Annotated in this window: 18 protein-coding genes; 13 read left to right on the top strand and 5 right to left on the bottom strand. The window is 66.9% G+C overall.

Annotated features, from left to right (window positions below; all coding sequences use genetic code 11):
* Positions 1-8: 8 nt before the first annotated feature.
* Genes EF834_RS10845 through EF834_RS10835 form a run of 3 tightly spaced genes read right to left on the bottom strand, consistent with a single transcriptional unit; the run spans position 9 to position 1,469 of the window.
* Positions 9-497, bottom strand: a complete 489-nt coding sequence (locus EF834_RS10845; RefSeq protein ID WP_127947194.1) for a nuclear transport factor 2 family protein — start codon at positions 495-497, stop codon at positions 9-11.
* A 34-nt stretch (positions 498-531) separates the two neighbouring features.
* Positions 532-978, bottom strand: coding sequence for a ferritin-like domain-containing protein (locus EF834_RS10840; RefSeq protein WP_127947193.1), 447 nt, complete (start codon positions 976-978; stop codon positions 532-534).
* Entirely contained in the window at positions 978-1,469 is a 492-nt protein-coding gene (locus EF834_RS10835; RefSeq protein WP_127947192.1) for a hypothetical protein, read from the bottom strand. The genes EF834_RS10840 and EF834_RS10835 overlap by 1 nt, the downstream gene beginning before the upstream one ends.
* 233 nt (positions 1,470-1,702) lie before the next feature.
* Here EF834_RS10835 and rimP point away from each other — a divergent pair, with 233 nt between their 5' ends.
* The 10 genes from rimP (at position 1,703) to truB (ending at position 11,427) form a co-directional block, all read left to right on the top strand.
* The gene (gene rimP / locus EF834_RS10830; protein ID WP_127947191.1) at positions 1,703-2,275 is read left to right on the top strand and encodes a ribosome maturation factor RimP; all 573 of its coding nucleotides are present in this window, start codon (positions 1,703-1,705) and stop codon (positions 2,273-2,275) included.
* A complete protein-coding gene (gene nusA, locus EF834_RS10825; protein ID WP_127947190.1) occupies positions 2,272-3,303 on the top strand; it encodes a transcription termination factor NusA in 1,032 nt (343 codons plus the stop codon). The genes rimP and nusA overlap by 4 nt, the downstream gene beginning before the upstream one ends.
* Before the next feature lie 44 nt (positions 3,304-3,347).
* The gene (locus EF834_RS10820) at positions 3,348-3,707 is read left to right on the top strand and encodes a YlxR family protein (protein WP_127947189.1); all 360 of its coding nucleotides are present in this window, start codon (positions 3,348-3,350) and stop codon (positions 3,705-3,707) included.
* 182 nt (positions 3,708-3,889) lie between these two features.
* Positions 3,890-6,757: a translation initiation factor IF-2 gene (infB, locus tag EF834_RS10815; protein WP_127947188.1), complete on the top strand. Its 2,868-nt coding sequence runs from the start codon at positions 3,890-3,892 to the stop codon at positions 6,755-6,757.
* A 77-nt stretch (positions 6,758-6,834) separates the two neighbouring features.
* The gene (locus EF834_RS10810; protein ID WP_127947187.1) at positions 6,835-7,125 is read left to right on the top strand and encodes a DUF503 domain-containing protein; all 291 of its coding nucleotides are present in this window, start codon (positions 6,835-6,837) and stop codon (positions 7,123-7,125) included.
* A gap of 25 nt (positions 7,126-7,150) precedes the next feature.
* Complete coding sequence (gene rbfA, locus EF834_RS10805; RefSeq protein ID WP_127947186.1) at positions 7,151-7,615, top strand: 30S ribosome-binding factor RbfA; 465 nt, start codon at positions 7,151-7,153, stop codon at positions 7,613-7,615.
* A 12-nt stretch (positions 7,616-7,627) separates the two neighbouring features.
* Positions 7,628-8,629, top strand: a complete 1,002-nt coding sequence (locus EF834_RS10800) for a DHH family phosphoesterase (protein WP_127947185.1) — start codon at positions 7,628-7,630, stop codon at positions 8,627-8,629.
* Between the two features lie 203 nt (positions 8,630-8,832).
* Positions 8,833-9,756, top strand: coding sequence for a metallophosphoesterase family protein (locus tag EF834_RS10795; RefSeq protein WP_127947184.1), 924 nt, complete (start codon positions 8,833-8,835; stop codon positions 9,754-9,756).
* Positions 9,757-9,803: 47 nt separating this feature from the next.
* On the top strand, positions 9,804-10,475 hold the full coding sequence (gene npt, locus EF834_RS10790) for a 4'-phosphopantetheinyl transferase Npt (RefSeq protein ID WP_127947183.1): 672 nt from the start codon (positions 9,804-9,806) through the stop codon (positions 10,473-10,475).
* A 25-nt stretch (positions 10,476-10,500) separates the two neighbouring features.
* Positions 10,501-11,427 (top strand): tRNA pseudouridine(55) synthase TruB, encoded by a 927-nt coding sequence (gene truB / locus EF834_RS10785; RefSeq protein WP_127947182.1) that lies wholly within the window; start codon positions 10,501-10,503, stop codon positions 11,425-11,427.
* Positions 11,428-11,446: 19 nt separating this feature from the next.
* On the opposite strand, the gene EF834_RS18505 is transcribed toward truB, so the two are convergent.
* Both EF834_RS18505 and EF834_RS10775 read right to left on the bottom strand, forming a co-directional pair.
* Positions 11,447-11,803, bottom strand: coding sequence for a hypothetical protein (locus tag EF834_RS18505; RefSeq protein WP_408014495.1), 357 nt, complete (start codon positions 11,801-11,803; stop codon positions 11,447-11,449).
* Positions 11,751-12,428, bottom strand: coding sequence for a metal-dependent transcriptional regulator (locus tag EF834_RS10775; RefSeq protein ID WP_164874121.1), 678 nt, complete (start codon positions 12,426-12,428; stop codon positions 11,751-11,753). The genes EF834_RS18505 and EF834_RS10775 overlap by 53 nt, the downstream gene beginning before the upstream one ends.
* Before the next feature lie 154 nt (positions 12,429-12,582).
* Here EF834_RS10775 and EF834_RS10770 point away from each other — a divergent pair, with 154 nt between their 5' ends.
* From EF834_RS10770 to EF834_RS10760, 3 genes are all read left to right on the top strand, one after another.
* Positions 12,583-13,554: a bifunctional riboflavin kinase/FAD synthetase gene (locus EF834_RS10770; RefSeq protein ID WP_127947180.1), complete on the top strand. Its 972-nt coding sequence runs from the start codon at positions 12,583-12,585 to the stop codon at positions 13,552-13,554.
* Positions 13,555-13,738: 184 nt separating this feature from the next.
* Entirely contained in the window at positions 13,739-14,008 is a 270-nt protein-coding gene (rpsO, locus tag EF834_RS10765) for a 30S ribosomal protein S15 (protein WP_127947179.1), read from the top strand.
* A 330-nt stretch (positions 14,009-14,338) separates the two neighbouring features.
* Positions 14,339-16,612 (top strand): polyribonucleotide nucleotidyltransferase, encoded by a 2,274-nt coding sequence (locus EF834_RS10760; RefSeq protein ID WP_127947178.1) that lies wholly within the window; start codon positions 14,339-14,341, stop codon positions 16,610-16,612.
* The last annotated feature ends 101 nt before the right edge of the window (positions 16,613-16,713 follow it).

Genomic DNA, 16,713 nt, shown 5'->3' with positions numbered 1-16,713 from the left:
GTGCCCGATCAGCCTTCGGTGACGATGGTGCCCTCCGCGAGTGGTCGGGTCATCGACCACAACGTAATCGACTGACACTTCGACATCTTCCACTCGCCGTTCTCGACGACATACTCGTCGACGTACTCGATCGAGCGAACAGTCTCGGTGTTGTCGACGAGGTTGACCTGGCGAAAGGCGAGTGTCCACTTGCCGGAGGCCAAGTCGTCGCCAAGCAGTGTGATGTCGGGATGCAGCGCGTGGTGCATGTCGAGGATGACGTTCTTGCCGTCGACCTTCCGCAGGGCGATGTTGCGGAAGACCTCGGCGATCGCGTCGGCGTCGTCGAACTTGCCGAGGCGGCCGTAGTCGATCTCGGCGCCTTTGCTGATGAAGCACGAGCGGAAGGTGTCGGCGTCTTTCGCGTCGCAGGCGCGCAGGTATCGGTGCTTGAGAGCCTTGATGGCCTCGATCCGCTCGAGGTCGGCGAGGCGCTGTTCGATGGTGCGTTCCGTCATGGGGCGGTCCTCTCGTCGGAGTTCCGGGCGGGGCTCAAGGTTGTCCGGGAAACGCGTTGGTCGGGGGCTGGTAGCCGAGAATGTTCCTCCAGTTCGCTTCTCGTACAGCAGCTTCCGTGAGGGCGATGACGCCGAATTCGCGCGTGTGTTCGGACTGACTGCGTTCGATGACGGATCGCCACGCCGCCGCTGTGTCGGCTTCCACCTGGGCTGCCAGTCGAGCCGCGGACGCCGGGTCGGTCACCGCGAACGGCATCGTGTAGCCGGCCTCGGGTGGCGGTGCGTCGATGCCCCCGGCGGTGAGTGCGTCGATCGTCGCGTCGCGTCGGGCCCGGTGCGAAGCCGTGTTCGCGGCCACGAGGTCCGCCCGACGCGGGTTCGCAAACGCTGCCACCAGTCCGTACGCGAAGGTCGCGGCGTACTCGGCGCGCAGCGCGTCGATCAGGGCCTGCTGTTCGGGATCGGGGCTCGGGCTGGTCACTACAGCAGCACCGCCTGCTGCGCCGCGCACGCCGCGCTGATGGAGCCGAGTAGCCCGGCGCGGTACCCGGACTGGGTCCGTGCCAGTCGCGCGGCCTCCTTCTGTGAGTCGGCGAGGTCGCTTCGTAGCTGCTCGAGCGTCGGCGGTGACGTCACGGGTGGGGTCTCCGGCGAGGTGGGCGGCGTGCCGGTGTCGATACGAGCGATTTCGGCATCGAGCGCGTCGGCGTGGGCCTCGCGCTCGGCGGCCACCGTGCCGAGGGCGCCGGCACGGTCGGGGAACCGCGCGATCGCGGCATTCGCGGTCGCCGCGTCACGCCGCGCACGTTCGGCTTGTGTGGCAAGTTCGGCGATCTCCGCCAGCAGTTCGGAGCGTCCGGAGTTCGAGCAACCGGTCGTCAGCGCCACCGCAGACGCGCCCAGGGTGGCGCTACCGGCGACTCGCAGCGCCGCGCGGCGCGAGAACGGATGGCTGAGCAAGGGCGTTCGCACGTGATCATGGTGCCAGGTGTTCGCCCGATTCCGGGCACCGAGCAGGTCACGGCGCAGTGCCGCCGGCGGCCCGATTGGACCGGCTGGTCACAGTCGCGCCGAAACCGCGATACCCTGAAGTGTCCGCAGTCCACCCTGTGGTGAGTCGAGGCTTGCGTCGATCGAGTTCGTCCGAGCAGGTTTCGGTCGCCACACGTCAGTCATGGCCACAACTGAAGCGAGGAGCGTCCCAGATGCCGGTGCCATCGAGGGAGAGGGTGATCGAGCTTCTCGCCGAACCCATCGAGCGTGAGGGCTACGACCTCGAGGACGTGACCATCACACTCACGGGTCGGCACAGTTCCGTCCGAGTCATGGTCGACCGCGACGCCGGCCTCGAGCTTGACGAGGTGGCCAGGCTGAGCCACATGATCTCCGACGTATTCGACTCTGTATCGGATTTCGGGGAATCCCCGTACACACTCGAGGTGACCTCGCCCGGTATCGGCCGACCTTTGACCGAGGAACGTCACTGGCGTCGCGCACAGGGACGCAAGGCGCTGGTAGAGCTGGAAACCGAGTCTGTGACGGGCCGGATAGGCAGGCTCGGCGACGGTGCGGTGGACCTTGTTGTGACGGGCGGGGAAGGTCGAGGCGGTTTGACCGTGCGACAGGTGGAACTGAAGGATGTCAGGAAAGCTGTTGTGCAGGTTGAGTTCTCGCGACCGGATGCGAGAGAGCTCGAACTGTCGGGAGGAATCCCGGAGGGGCGTCTCACACCTGCAGACGCGGAAGCGTCGAACGAAGCAGAGGGGTCGGACAAGTGAATATCGACATCGCAGCGCTGCGTGCAATCGAAGCAGACAAGGGAATCTCCGCGGGGACGATCATCGCGGCGATCGAGACTGCCTTGCTGACCGCCTATCGGCACACCGAAGGTCACCAGCCGCATGCACGGATCGACGTCGACACCAAGACCGGCGTCGTCCGCGTCCTGGCGCATGAGGTCGACGCCGACGGCAACCGCGTCGGCGAGGAGTGGGATGACACCCCAGAGGGTTTCGGCCGAATCGCGGCCACGACAGCCCGTCAGGTGATCCTCCAGCGTCTGCGTGATGCCGAACACGAGCGCAACTTCGGCGAGTTCTCCACCCATGAGGGTGAGGTCGTCGGCGGCGTGATCCAGCGTGATACCCGGGCCAACGCCCGCGGCATGGTGGTGGTGCGGATCGGCAGCGAGGCCACCGGTGCGGAGGGGTTGATCCCGCCGGCCGAGCAGGTGCCGGGGGAGACCTACGAGCACGGCGACCGGATCAAGTGCTACGTCGTGGGCGTCTCCCGCGGTGTGCGCGGGCCGCAGATCACTCTCTCGCGAACGCACCCGAATCTCGTGCGCAAGCTGTTCGCACTCGAAGTACCCGAGATCGAAGACGGCTCGGTCGATATCGTCGCGGTCGCACGCGAGGCGGGTCACCGCTCGAAGATCGCGGTTCACTCGAGGGTTCCCGGCTTGAACGCGAAAGGTGCCTGCATCGGACCGATGGGTCAGCGAGTGCGCAATGTCATGAGCGAGTTGGCGGGGGAGAAAATCGACATCATCGACTACGACGAGGATCCGGCGAAGTTCGTCGGGAATGCCCTGTCGCCTTCGAAAGTGGTGTCGGTCACTGTCGTGGACGCAGAAGCGCGTGCGGCGCGTGTCGTGGTGCCGGACTTCCAGCTCTCACTGGCGATCGGCAAGGAGGGGCAAAATGCGCGCCTGGCTGCGCGGTTGACGGGGTGGCGAATCGACATCCGCAGCGACGCCGCGCCCGGTCCCGAGTCACAGGTCGGTCGCGAAACGACGGGCGCTTAGGAACGGGATGCGGGGTTCACGGCGATCCAGCGGTAGAGTGGTCGATGGTTCAGCGTGAACTGTCTGTGTCGACACGTGCCCGCGCCGGGAAGCCGGTGCGGACTTGCATTGGTTGCAGGCAGAAAGGGCTGGCCGCCGACCTGCTCAGGGTTGTGGCGCAGGAGTGCGAGTCCGGTGGATTCGTACTCAGGCCCGATCCGAAGCGAAGGCTCCCCGGTCGAGGTGCGTGGTTGCACCGCGATCCTCGGTGTCTGAGCGAGGCTGGCCGGCGCCGAGCATTCGGCAGAGCACTGCGGGTGTCCGGAAGTCTGGATTCCTCGGAACTCGACCAGTGGGTCGACGGAGCCGAGATTTCGACGTCGGTCACTCGAACCCCGTGGAAACGGGACAGTGATCACGCGTGACGCAGTACCACTCGGGACCTCTCGAGCTGCACCACACACTCGGGAACGACGAGCAGTACCTCAGAGAACAGGCACAAGCACTCATGAGCACACCGTGAAGCACCAGCGATGAACGTCCATCGGAGATAACCGAGGTCGTGCGGGCAGTAGCCGCTCGCTCGACCTCTCAGTAGAGGAGAGCAGTGGCAGGCAAGGCCCGCGTACACGAGTTGGCGAAAGAACTCGGTGTCACAAGTAAGGAACTACTCGCGCGGCTCAAGGAGCAAGGCGAGTTCGTGAAGTCGGCGTCCTCGACAGTCGAGGCACCCGTCGCACGTCGCCTGCGGGAATCGTTCCCGTCGGCGAAGGCGAAGCCCGAAGGCAAGCCTGAGGCTTCAGGGACTTCGGAGAGTGCCGAGAAGGCGCCACGTACAGCAGCGAAGCCCGGTGCGCCTGCGCCCAAACCCGGAGCCCCGCGGCCCGGGCCCAAGCCCGGTCCGGCTGCTCCCGCAGCTCCCGCGGCGGCAACACCCGCAGCTCCGGCAACTCCTGCGGCTCCGGCCGCCCCCAGCATCCCGGCAAGCCAGCCCCCACGTCCGGGGCCCACGCCGGGGCCGAAGCCTGCACCACAGGCACCCGCCGCGAAGGCCCCTGGCGCGCCTGCGGCCCCGCGTCCCAAGCCGGGCGCACCGCGACCCGGCCCGAAGCCGCCGCGCGTCGGTAACAACCCGTACACGTCGTCGGCTGCGCCCGAGCGTCCCGCTCCACGTCCGGCTCCAGGCGCACCGCGTCCCGGTGCCCCCCGGCCCGGCCCCCACGGCGGCGCTCCGCGTCCCGGCGCTCCGCGTCCGGGAGCAGGAGCCGATGGTGCGCGGCCGGCTCCCGGCCAGGGCGGGCCTCGCCCCAGCCCCGGCTCGATGCCCCCGCGCCCCAGCCCGGGTGCCATGCCGCAGCGTGCGGCACGCCCGGCGCCGGGTTCCGCTCGGCCCGGCCGCCCCGGCGGCCCAGGTGGACGTCCCGGTGGTGGTGGCGGCGGCTATCGCGGCGGCGGCGGCGGCGGTGGTGGTGCTCCCGCAGGCGCTCCCGGTGCAGGCGCACCGGGTGGATTCCGCGGTCGCCCCGGTGGCGGTGGCGGCGGACGCGGCCGTGGTGGTGCAGCGGGTGCGTTCGGTCGCCCCGGCGGCGCGCCGCGTCGTGGTCGCAAGTCGAAGCGGCAGAAGCGTCAGGAATACGATTCGATGCAGGCGCCCGCCGTCGGCGGCGTGCGGCTGCCTCGCGGTAACGGCGAGACCATCCGTCTGGCCCGTGGCGCGTCCCTGTCCGACTTCGCGGAGAAGATCGATGCGAACCCGTCGGCGCTGGTGCAGGCGTTGTTCAACCTCGGTGAGATGGTCACGGCAACGCAGTCGGTGAACGACGAGACCCTCGAGCTGCTCGGCGGCGAGATGAACTACAACGTTCAGGTTGTCAGCCCTGAGGACGAGGACCGCGAACTCCTCGAGTCGTTCGACCTGACCTACGGCGAGGACGCTGGTGACGAGGAGGACCTCGAGTCGCGGCCGCCGGTGGTCACCGTCATGGGTCACGTCGACCACGGCAAGACCCGGCTGCTCGACACGATCCGCAAGGCCAACGTCCGTGAGGGCGAAGCCGGCGGCATCACGCAGCACATCGGTGCCTACCAGGTGCTGACCGAGCTCGACGGGGCCGAGCGTCTGGTCACCTTCATCGATACCCCCGGTCACGAGGCATTCACCGCCATGCGTGCCCGCGGCGCGAAGGCGACGGACATCGCGATCCTCGTGGTCGCGGCCGACGACGGCGTCATGCCGCAGACGGTCGAGGCGATCAACCACGCCCAGGCGGCCGAGGTGCCGATCGTGGTGGCGGTCAACAAGATCGACAAGGAAGGTGCCGATCCCTCGAAGATCCGAGGTCAGCTGACCGAATACGGTCTCGTGGCCGAGGAGTACGGCGGCGAGACGATGTTCGTCGATATCTCCGCCAAGCAGGGCACCAACATCGACCATCTGCTCGAGGCCGTTCTGCTGACCGCGGACGCGGCGCTGGACCTGCGGGCCAACCCGGACATGGATGCCCAGGGTGTTGCGATCGAAGCGCACCTGGACCGTGGTCGCGGACCTGTGGCTACCGTGCTCGTCCAGCGCGGCACACTGCGGGTCGGTGACTCGATCGTCGCGGGCGATGCGTACGGCCGCGTCCGCCGCATGGTCGACGAGCACGGCGAGGATGTCGAGGAGGCGCTGCCTTCGCGTCCGGTCCAGGTCGTGGGCTTCACGTCGGTTCCCGGCGCGGGCGACAACCTGCTCGTGGTCGATGAGGATCGGATCGCTCGGCAGATCGCCGATCGGCGCAACGCGCGCAAGCGCAACGCGCTGGCGGCGCGCAGCCGCAAGCGGATCAGCCTCGAAGATCTCGATGCCGCGCTCAAGGAACACAACGAGCTCAACCTCATCCTCAAGGGCGACAACGCCGGTACGGTCGAAGCGCTCGAGGAGGCCCTCATGGGCATCGAGATCGACGACGAGGTGCAGCTGCGTGTGATCGACCGTGGTGTCGGCGGTATCACCGAGACCAACGTGAACCTGGCGTCCGCGTCCAACGCGATCATCATCGGCTTCAACGTCCGTGCCGAGGGCAAGGCGACGGAGCTGGCGAACCGCGAGGGCGTCGACATCCGCTACTACTCGGTCATCTACCAGGCGCTCGACGAGGTGGAGAAGGCCCTCAAGGGCATGCTCAAGCCGGTCTACGAGGAGGTATCGCTCGGCCAGGCCGAGATCCGTGCTCTGTTCCGGTCCTCGAAGGTCGGAAACATCGCCGGTTGCCTCGTGACGTCGGGCATCGTCCGCCGTAACGCGAAGGCCCGTCTGATTCGCGACAACGCAGTGATCGCGGAGACGATGACGATTTCCTCGCTCCGCCGCGAGAAGGATGACGTCACCGAGGTTCGCGAGGGCTACGAATGCGGTCTGACCGTCACGTACTCCGACATCAAGGTCGGCGACGTGATCGAGGCCTACGAGCTTCGCGAGAAGCCGCGCGACTAGTCGCACGCACTGCACGCGTCCCTCCCTCTGGCAGGCTCAGCCACGGGGAGGGACGCTGCTCACCGGAAGGAGAGCTGGTGTATCTCGGGTCGCTCGAGATGGACATTCTGTTCGGCGATGTGCGCTCGCTGAAGCAGAAGCGGTCGCTGGTGCGGCCGGTCCTGACCGAGTTGCGACGATACGGAGTGTCCGCTGCCGAAACCGGCGAGCACGACCGATACCGGAGGACCTTGCTCGGTGTCGCGGTGGCAAGTTCGGGGGTGGGACATGTCAACGAGGTGCTCGATCACTGCGAGCGACATGTCGCGGAGCGACCGGAACTGCAGCTACTTGCGGTTCGACGAAGAATTTTCGGTCCGGAGGATTGACGTCCGGGAGAGGAGACTGATTGCCATGGCAGATCCTGCACGCGCCCGCAGGCTGGCGAAGCGCATCAGCACGATCGTGGCGACGGCGATCGACCACGAAATCAAGGACCCGCGTCTGGCCTTCGTGACCATCACCGACGCGAAGGTCACGGCCGACCTGCACGACGCCACCGTCTACTACACGGTCATGGGTATGGACCTCGATTCCGAGCCGGATCTGGCCGGGGCCGCCGCGGGCCTCGAGAAGGCCAAGGGGGTACTCCGCTCGAAGGTCGGCGCCGGGACGGGCGTCCGTTTCACACCGACCCTCACGTTCGTCGCGGACACCGTGCCCGACACGGCGCGGCACATGGAGGAGTTGCTGGAGCGAGCGCGGGCTGCGGATGACGCGGTCGCGCGAGTGCGCAAGAACGCGAAGCCCGCGGGCGAGGTAGACCCCTACAAACAACCGCGCCCTGCGGTCGACGACGAATCTCCATCCGACGACTGACCGGGGCCGACGATGACTAACTGTCCGGACACCCTGCCCTCCACGAGTGCCCCGCACGAGGTGCAGTTGCAGCAGACGATCGAAGTGCTGGACGGCGCCACCTCGGTGACGATCCTGTGCCACGTCCAACCCGATGCCGACACGATCGGTAGCGGACTTGCTCTCGGAATCGTGCTCGCACGCAAGGGTGTTCCGGTGCAGGTCGCGTTCGCGTCGCCGGACCAGCTTCCGGTGTCGATGGAGGGGCTGCCGGGAACGGAACTGTTGGTACCCGCAGATGGCGTCGACGAGACCGTGGACCTGCTCGTCACTGTTGACTGCGGCAGCGCAGGGCGTCTCGGTTCGCTCGCGTCACGTCTCGGCGGTGCGCGGCAATCGCTGGTGATCGACCACCACCGGTCGAACACCCGGTACGGGACGCTCAACCTGATCGACGACAGTGCGGAGTCGACGACCGCGGTGCTGGTGAAACTCTTCGACTTGTGGGAGGTGCCGATAGACGCCGACCTGGCGCACTGCCTCTACGCCGGACTGGTAACCGACACGGGATCGTTCCGTTGGGCTCAGGAGGGCACTCACACGCTCGCCGAGCGTCTGCTCAGCACGGGTATCGACGGGGCCGCAATTGCCCGCAGTCTGCTCGACACCCACCCGTTCGGATGGTTGCCGATGTTGGGCTCCGTGCTCGGTTCCGCGGGGCTCGTTCGGGATGCCGTCGGTGGGCGGGGCCTCGTGCACGCAGTGATCCGGTGCTCCGACTGGGCGGGCCTCGGATCCGAGGAGGTCGAGAGCGTCATCGACATCGTGCGCACCACCGTCGAGGCCGAGGTTGCCGCCGTGCTGAAGGAGTCCGCTCCGGGCTCGTGGTCGGTGTCGTTGCGATCGAAGGGCGCGGTCGACGTCGCCGCGGTCGCGGAGCGGTTGGGCGGCGGGGGCCATCGTTTCGCGGCCGGCTACACGGCGAGCGGTGCAGACGATTCCGTCATCGCCGCACTACGCGAGGCGCTCGGCTGACTTGACGGCGACCACTGGCGGGCATGTTCCGTCGAGGACCGACGTGAGCCCACGTCGCGTCATCGGGCCGGTCGGAATCTGGACGGGGCTTACCGTGTTCATGGGTTTGCGGTCATGGGTTTGCGGTCATGGTTTTGCGTTCATGGGGTTGCGGATGATCGCCGGCACGGATCTGCAGATGCGACAGACGAAAGGGTAGGGGTGTGGCAGGCAAGCTGTTCGCGGTGAGCGACACGCACGTCGGACATCGGGGAAACCGACCGATTACCGAGGAGATCTTCCCGGAATCGCCCGAGGACTGGTTGATCGTCGCGGGCGACGTCTCGGAGAAGACCGACGACATCCGTTGGGCGCTGACGTTGCTGAAGAGTCGGTTCGCGAAGGTCGTGTGGGTCCCTGGCAACCATGAACTGTGGACCACGGCGAAGGATCCCGTGCAGATGCACGGCAAGGCGCGATACGACTACCTCGTCGACATGTGTCGTGAGATCGGTGTGCTGACCCCGGAAGACCCGTATCCGGTGTGGGAGGGCGAGGGCGGACCGGCCACGATCGTGCCGATGTTCCTGCTGTACGACTACACGTTCCTGCCGACCGGTGCCACCGGCAAGGAGGACGGTCTGCGCATCGCGCGGGAGAAGAATGTGGTCGCCACCGACGAGTTCCTGCTGTCGGCGGAGCCGTACGCTACGCGGGATGCGTGGTGTCGGGCCCGCCTCGAACAGACCCGGAAGCGACTCGACGCGCTCGATCCTTCGGTACCGACTGTCCTGGTCAATCATTTTCCGCTGGTCCGCCAGCCCACCGAGGTGCTCTACTACCCGGAGTTCTCGCTGTGGTGCGGCACCGTGGAGACCGCCGACTGGCACACCCGCTACAACGCTGTGTGCAGCGTGTACGGACACCTCCACATTCCGCGGACCACCTACTACGACGGGGTCCGCTTCGAGGAGGTCTCGCTCGGCTACCCACGGGAGTGGCAGCGACGAGGCCTGCCCGAGAAGCTCTTGCGCCAGATCCTCCCTGTGCCCGAGTATGCGCCTGGAACGCTCAACAAGTTCGGTGGGCACTTCAAGATCACAGCCGAGCAGGAAGCGGAGTACGAGCGCATGCGTGCTCAGCGCTGATCGTTGTCCCGGAAACACAGTTGTCCCGGAAACACAGGGGAGTTGGATTGATCGAGCAAATACTGCCAGCCGGGGTTGCCTCGTCAGAATTGTTCGAGGACCCTCCGGGGCTGCGGCCACACCCGCAGGAGGAGTCGCTGATCGCCCGTGCGGTCGACAAGCGCCGCCGGGAGTTCATCGGAGCCCGTCACTGTGCGCGAGTTGCGATGGCCGACCTCGGGGTGGAGCCGGGCCCGATTTTGCGGGGCGACAAGGGTTCTCCCGTGTGGCCGAAGGGAATCGTCGGGAGCCTGACGCACTGCGACGGCTACCGCGGAGCGGTGGTCGGCTATGCGATGCAGGTGCGTTCGGTCGGCATCGATGCCGAGCCGAACGCAGCGCTGCCCAACGGAGTTCTCGATGCAGTCAGCCTGCAGGAGGAGCGGGAATGGCTCGGCACTGTCGATCCGACGGTGGTGCACTGGGACCGACTCCTGTTCTGCGCCAAGGAGGCGACGTACAAGGCGTGGTTCCCGTTGACCGGTCGCTGGCTCGGATTCGAGGACGCGAACATCACGTTCACCGGCGGCACCGAGGGAGCTGACCGCACTTCGGGCTCATTCCGCTCGAAGCTGCTGGTGCCAGGCGAGACCACTGACGGTGGTCCGCCGCTGGCGAGTTTCGACGGCCGCTGGCTCGTGTCGGACGGGCTGATCGTCACCGCCATTTCGGTGAGCTGAGCCGCGGCTGGCAGAATTGGACCACGTGCCCAAGTCCAAGAATCCGTCCTCCGGCCTTGTCGGCGCCGGTCTGCTGATCGTCGACAAGGATCCCGGTATGACCAGCCACGACGTCGTCTCCCGGTGTCGGAAGCTGCTCAACACCCGCAAGGTCGGGCATGCCGGAACCCTCGACCCGATGGCGACCGGGGTGCTGATCCTCGGTGTGGAACGGGCCACGAAGCTGCTGGGTCTGCTGGCGCTGACCACCAAGTCGTACAGTGCCACGATCCGGCTCGGGCAGGCCACGACGACAGACGACGCCGAGGGCGAAACCCTCTCGGCGGCGGACGCGTCCGGGATCACCGGCGAGCAGATCGCGTCCGAGATCACCCGGCTCACCGGCGACATCGAACAGGTCCCGGCGCGGGTCAGTGCGATCAAGGTCGACGGCAAGAGGGCCTACGCGATGGTCCGTGCCGGCGAGGACGTGAAACTGGCTGCGCGCCCGGTCACCGTCTCCCGGTTCGAAGTCCTCGCACGACGTGATGTGCACGGCGCCGCTGAGAAATTCGTGGACCTGGACGTCGAGGTCGACTGCTCGTCCGGCACCTACATCCGCGCACTCGCACGTGACCTCGGCGCAGCTCTCGGCGTCGGCGGTCATCTGACCGCACTGCGCCGCACCGCTGTCGGGCCGTTCACGCTCGAGCAGGCTCGCACCCTCGAACAGCTCTCCGAGGACCCGAGCGTCAGTCTCGACATCGATCAAGCGGCGCAGACTGCGTTTCCGCATCGGCAGATCAGCGCGGGCGAGGCCGAGTCGCTCAGCCACGGGCGCTGGCTCGAACCGATCGGCATGAAGGGCATCTACGCCGCGATCGACCCGAGCGGACATACCATCGCGCTCGTCGAGGAACGCGGCAAGCGAGCGGGCTCGGTGATGGTGCTGCGACCGGCGACGCTGCAGTGAGTGACGCCCCGGTACTCGGCTAGATCCCGGGAATGAAGCCAGGGTAGACGAAGCGGCTCGGCCCACCGCCGGGCTGGCTCGACCCTGTCGAGCCCGGGTAATTGCGCGGTAGCTGGACCAACTTGTGGGGGTTGCCCTGACGGTCGGCCTGCCAGCAATCCAGCAGCACCCCGTGGAAGCTGGTGCACACGATGCGGGTACTCGTCCCGAAGGGTGACGTCAGCCGGTTCTGGTTGACGAAGGGATTCCAGTAGTCCAGATCCGTTGGGGTGAGGAAGCCGTCGTAGTCGTCCAGAAGCTCGGAAGTGCCGTGCGCACCGAGCCTAGACGAGCCAGATGGCCTGTGCGGCAGGGTTACCGAGGTCGACGGTGTCACAGGCGGGATCGGCGCCGAGCCGAATCGACACAGTGCCGGCGAAGTCGCGCCGCTCGACGACCGTGATCTCGGTGTCGAGCGCGATACCGACCGAGTCGAAGTAGCGGAGCATGGCCGGATCGGCGTCGGAGATGCGCGCGACGCGACCCGAGTCGCCGTCCTGAAAGTCGCTGAGCTGACGGGCAGGTGGCGTGGGCACCGAGCCGTCGGCTGCCGGAATCGGATCGCCGTGCGGGTCGCGCTCGGGGAAACCCAGCTTGACGTCCATTCGGTTGATCATGCGTTCGGAGACCGCGTGCTCGAGCACCTCGGCCTCGTCGTGGACCTCGTCCCAGCCGTAGCCGAGCTCGTTGACGAGAAATGTCTCGATCAGTCGGTGTCGGCGGACCATGGACACGGCGGCTGCTCGACCGGCGTCCGTGAGCGCGATCGATCCGTAGCGGGCGTGATCGACCAGGCCCTGGTCGGACAGCTTGCGGATCGCCTCGGAGACCGTGGACGCCGACACCCCGATCTTCTCGGACAGCAGCTTGGTCGAGACACGCTCGCCCGACCACTCCTGGACTGTCCAGATCACCTTGAGGTAGTCCTGTGCCACCGAGGACAGGGTCTGCGGGTGGGGCACCTCGCTCGGGGTGTGTGCGTCTGACTTCTGAGTTGCCACGCCTACGAGCTTAGGCAACAGCCACTCGGGACACACGTCAACTCCCGCTGTCTCGGGCGTGACCGGTCTGTCCCGGACGTGACCGGCCTCCGCGGTGGCCACTAGGCTGCCACCTGTGCAGAGATGGCGAGGTCTGGACGATGTGCCAGCAGACTGGGGGCGTTGCGTCCTGACGATCGGCGTTTTCGACGGCGTGCACCGAGGGCACGCGCAGTTGATTTCACGTGCGGTCGACGCTGCTGCGGAGCGTGGAATGTCCAGTGTCCTGATGACATTCGATCCGCACCCGGCGGAGGTGGTGCGTCCCGGCAGTCACCCAGCACAGTTGACGACCTTGCCGCGGCGTGCCGAACTGGTGGAGGCGCTGGGCGCCGACGTGTTCTTCGTAATGCCGTTCACGCCCGAGTTCATGAAGTTCTCCCCGGAACGTTACGTACACGAGATCCTGGTCGAACGTCTCCACGTCGCGGAGGTCGTCGTCGGCGAGAACTTCACGTTCGGACGCAAGGCCGCCGGTGACATCGACGTCTTGCGGGAGATGGGCGCCCGGTTCGGGTTCGCCGTCGACGGCGTCAGCCTGCTCGCCGAGCACGCGGTGACCTTCTCGTCGACCTACATCCGCTCGTGTGTGGATGCGGGTGACGTCGCGGCCGCTGCGGAGGCGCTCGGGCGGCCGCATCGCGTCGAGGGTGTCGTCGTGCACGGCGACGGCCGCGGCCGGGGTCTGGGCTTTCCGACTGCGAACATCGTGCCCCCGATGTACGCGGCGATTCCCGCGGACGGTGTGTACGCGGCGTGGTTCACCGTGCTGGGCTCGGGCCCGGTGGAGGGCACGGTCGAGCCGGGGCGGCGCTACAGGGCCGCGGTGTCCGTCGGCTCCAACCCGACTTTCTCCGGCCGCGCTCGTACCGTCGAAGCGTTCGTGCTCGACCACGAAGCCGACCTGTACGGCCAGCACGTCGCGGTCGACTTCGTCGAGCGGGTGCGGGGCATGGAGAAGTTCGACTCCGCCGACGCGCTCATCGAGGAAATGGGCCGGGACGCGGAGAAGGCGCGAAAGATCCTCACCGAGGCAGCGCCGAACTGACAGCGCCGAGGCAGCGCCGAACTGACAACACCGAGGCAGCGCCGGACTGAACGGTGTGGCGCACCTGGTAGCATCGCCTGCTGGTGTGTGCTGCGGTTCGCGGCGGCTGCACCCGTCGGGCATCCGGTCGTCACCGGTGAGCCGATTTCCATGCGCGCGGACGTCAGTTACAGGAGTGCATCAAGTGGCATTGACCACCGAGCAGAAGAAGCAGATCCTCGGCGAGTACGGACTGCACGAGACCGACACCGGTTCGCCGGAGGCGCAGGTGGCTCTGCTCACCAAGCGCATCGTCGATCTCACCGAGCACCTGAAGCAGCACAAGCACGACCACCACTCCCGCCGCGGCCTGCTGCTGCTGGTCGGACGTCGTCGTCGTCTGCTCAAGTACGTTCAGAAGGTCGACATCAACCGCTACCGCTCGCTGATCCAGCGTCTCGGTTTGCGCCGATAAGGCGGGCGGCATACGACAGTCCCGTCGAGTCCGGGTACGGCGGATCGATTCGCCGTACGCGGCCACACCGATAGCCAGCGAGGCTTGTACCCGGCTTGCACGTATTGATGCTTAGACTGGCCTCGTTGGCTATCGGTATTTGCACCACCACCACCGCCGCCCCGCGCTCACAGCCGTGGCGTCGGTCTTCGGTAGTGGCCCTCCGGATGTCGATCCGGCCGGCTTCGATCGACGGCCGCCTCCGCGATGTGCGGCGTGCGCAGCCGTGACCAGGACAGTCGCGCTGCCCGTGCGGACCGGCAAAGACGAGAGGGAAGAGAAGAAAAGCAGATGACAGACAATTCCGCAATCGAGGTCGAAAAGGGCGTGTTCGAATCCGTCGCCGTCATCGACAACGGAAGCTACGGCACACGCACCATCCGTTTCGAAACGGGACGTCTCGCGCAGCAGGCTGCCGGCTCCGTGGCCGCCTACCTGGACGAAGAGACCATGCTGCTGTCGGCTACCACGGCCAGCAAGCAGCCCAAGGAGCACTTCGACTTTTTTCCGCTGACGGTTGATGTCGAAGAGCGCATGTACGCGGCGGGCCGCATCCCCGGCTCGTTCTTCCGCCGTGAGGGCCGCCCGTCGACCGACGCGATCCTCACCTGCCGCCTGATCGACCGCCCGCTGCGCCCGTCCTTCGTCGACGGCCTGCGCAACGAGATCCAGGTCGTCGTGACCGTCCTGAGCCTTGACCCCAAGGACTTGTACGACGTCGTCGCGATCAACGCTGCGTCCGCGTCCACCCAGATCGCGGGCCTGCCGTTCTCCGGTCCCGTCGGTGGCGTGCGCGTCGCGCTGATCACGTCCGAGGAGAACAAGAGCGGTCAGTGGGTCGCGTTTCCCACCACCGAGCAGCTCGAGAACGCCGTATTCGACATGGTCGTCGCCGGGCGGATCGTCTCGGGCTCGGGTGACAACGCCGACGTCGCGATCATGATGGTCGAGGCGGAGGCCACCGAGAATGTGATCAGCCTGCTCGACGGCGGCGCGCAGGCGCCGACCGAGGCGATCGTGGCCGAGGGCCTCGAGGCCGCCAAGCCGTTCATCGCCCGCCTGTGCGAGGCGCAGCAGGCGCTGGCCGTCAAGGCCGCCAAGCCGACCGCTGACTACCCGCTGTTCCCGGCCTACCAGGATGACGTGTACGCCGCCGTCGAGAACGCCGGGTCCGCCGCGCTGTCCGACGCACTGTCCATCGCCGGCAAGCAGGAGCGCGACGACAAGACCGACGAGGTCAAGGCCGACGTCCTCGAGCAGGTCGGCCCGCAGTTCGAGGGCCGCGAGAAGGAGATCGGAGCGGCATTCCGATCGTTGACGAAAAAGCTTGTGCGCCAGCGTATCCTGCGCGACCAGTTCCGCATCGACGGCCGTGGGATCACGGACATCCGGTCGCTGTCCGCGGAGGTCGCGGTGATCCCGCGTGCGCACGGGTCCGCGTTGTTCGAGCGCGGCGAGACGCAGATCATGGGTGTTACCACCCTGGACATGGTCAAGATGGCGCAGCAGATCGACTCGCTGGGTCCGGAGACCACCAAGCGCTACATGCACCACTACAACTTCCCGCCTTACTCGACCGGTGAGACCGGGCGCGTCGGCTCGCCGAAGCGCCGCGAGATCGGCCACGGCGCACTCGCCGAGCGCGCTCTCGTGCCGGTTCTCCCGAGCCAGGAGGAGTTCCCGTACGCGATCCGTCAGGTCTCGGAGGCGTTGGGCTCCAACGGTTCCACCTCGATGGGTTCGGTGTGCGCCTCGACCCTGTCGTTGCTCAACGCCGGTGTGCCGCTCAAGGCTCCGGTGGCCGGCATCGCGATGGGCTTGGTCTCCGACGAGGTCGACGGCGAGACCCGCTACGTCGCGCTCACGGATATCCTCGGCGCCGAAGACGCCTTCGGCGACATGGACTTCAAGGTCGCCGGCACGAAGGAGTTCGTCACGGCCCTGCAGCTCGACACGAAGCTCGACGGTATCCCGTCGCAGGTTCTCGCCGGCGCGCTGAGCCAGGCGCACGACGCCCGCACCACGATCCTCGAGGTCATGGCCGAAGCGATCGCTACCCCGGACGAGATGAGCCCGTACGCGCCGCGGATCACGACCATCAAGGTCCCCGTGGACAAGATCGGCGAGGTCATCGGCCCCAAGGGCAAGATGATCAACTCGATCACCGAGGAGACCGGCGCCAACATCTCCATCGAGGACGACGGCACGGTCTACGTCGGTGCCGCCGACGGCCCGTCCGCGCAGGCTGCGATCGACAAGATCAACGCTATCGCCAACCCGCAGCTGCCCAAGGTGGGCGAGCGTTTCCTCGGGACGGTCGTCAAGACGACCGCCTTCGGTGCGTTCGTTTCGCTGCTCCCGGGCCGCGACGGACTGGTGCACATCTCCAAGCTGGGCAACGGCAAGCGCATCGCGAAGGTCGAGGACGTCGTCAACGTCGGCACCAAGATCCGCGTCGAGATCGCGGACATCGACAACCGCGGCAAGATCTCGCTGATCCCGGTCGAGGAGGACGCAGCCGAGGCTTCGGATGTGTCCGGTAGCTCGGGGCCCGCTGCTGAGTAGCCGCACCTAGCAGCAGGTGTATCCGGCCCCACACGGTTCGTCCGTGTGGGGCCGGAGTGCTGTCTCCGGTGTATCGTTGTTCGACGTTCATCACCCCGGGG

The sequence above is a fragment of the Rhodococcus spongiicola genome (genome assembly GCF_004011835.1).
GTDB classification, from domain to species: domain Bacteria; phylum Actinomycetota; class Actinomycetes; order Mycobacteriales; family Mycobacteriaceae; genus Prescottella; species Prescottella spongiicola.
This window is presented reverse-complemented; position numbering and strand designations above follow the sequence as displayed.

What these genes read in the sequence shown, in the direction of transcription:
- EF834_RS10845 (WP_127947194.1), bottom strand. Translation starts at nt 497, where the DNA reads ATGACGGAACGCACCATCGAACAGCGCCTCGCCGACCTCGAGCGGATC.
- rimP (WP_127947191.1), top strand. Translation starts at nt 1,703, where the DNA reads ATGCCGGTGCCATCGAGGGAGAGGGTGATCGAGCTTCTCGCCGAACCC.
- EF834_RS10820 (WP_127947189.1), top strand. Translation starts at nt 3,348, where the DNA reads ATGGTTCAGCGTGAACTGTCTGTGTCGACACGTGCCCGCGCCGGGAAG.
- rbfA (WP_127947186.1), top strand. Translation starts at nt 7,151, where the DNA reads ATGGCAGATCCTGCACGCGCCCGCAGGCTGGCGAAGCGCATCAGCACG.
- EF834_RS10800 (WP_127947185.1), top strand. Translation starts at nt 7,628, where the DNA reads ATGACTAACTGTCCGGACACCCTGCCCTCCACGAGTGCCCCGCACGAG.
- EF834_RS10760 (WP_127947178.1), top strand. Translation starts at nt 14,339, where the DNA reads ATGACAGACAATTCCGCAATCGAGGTCGAAAAGGGCGTGTTCGAATCC.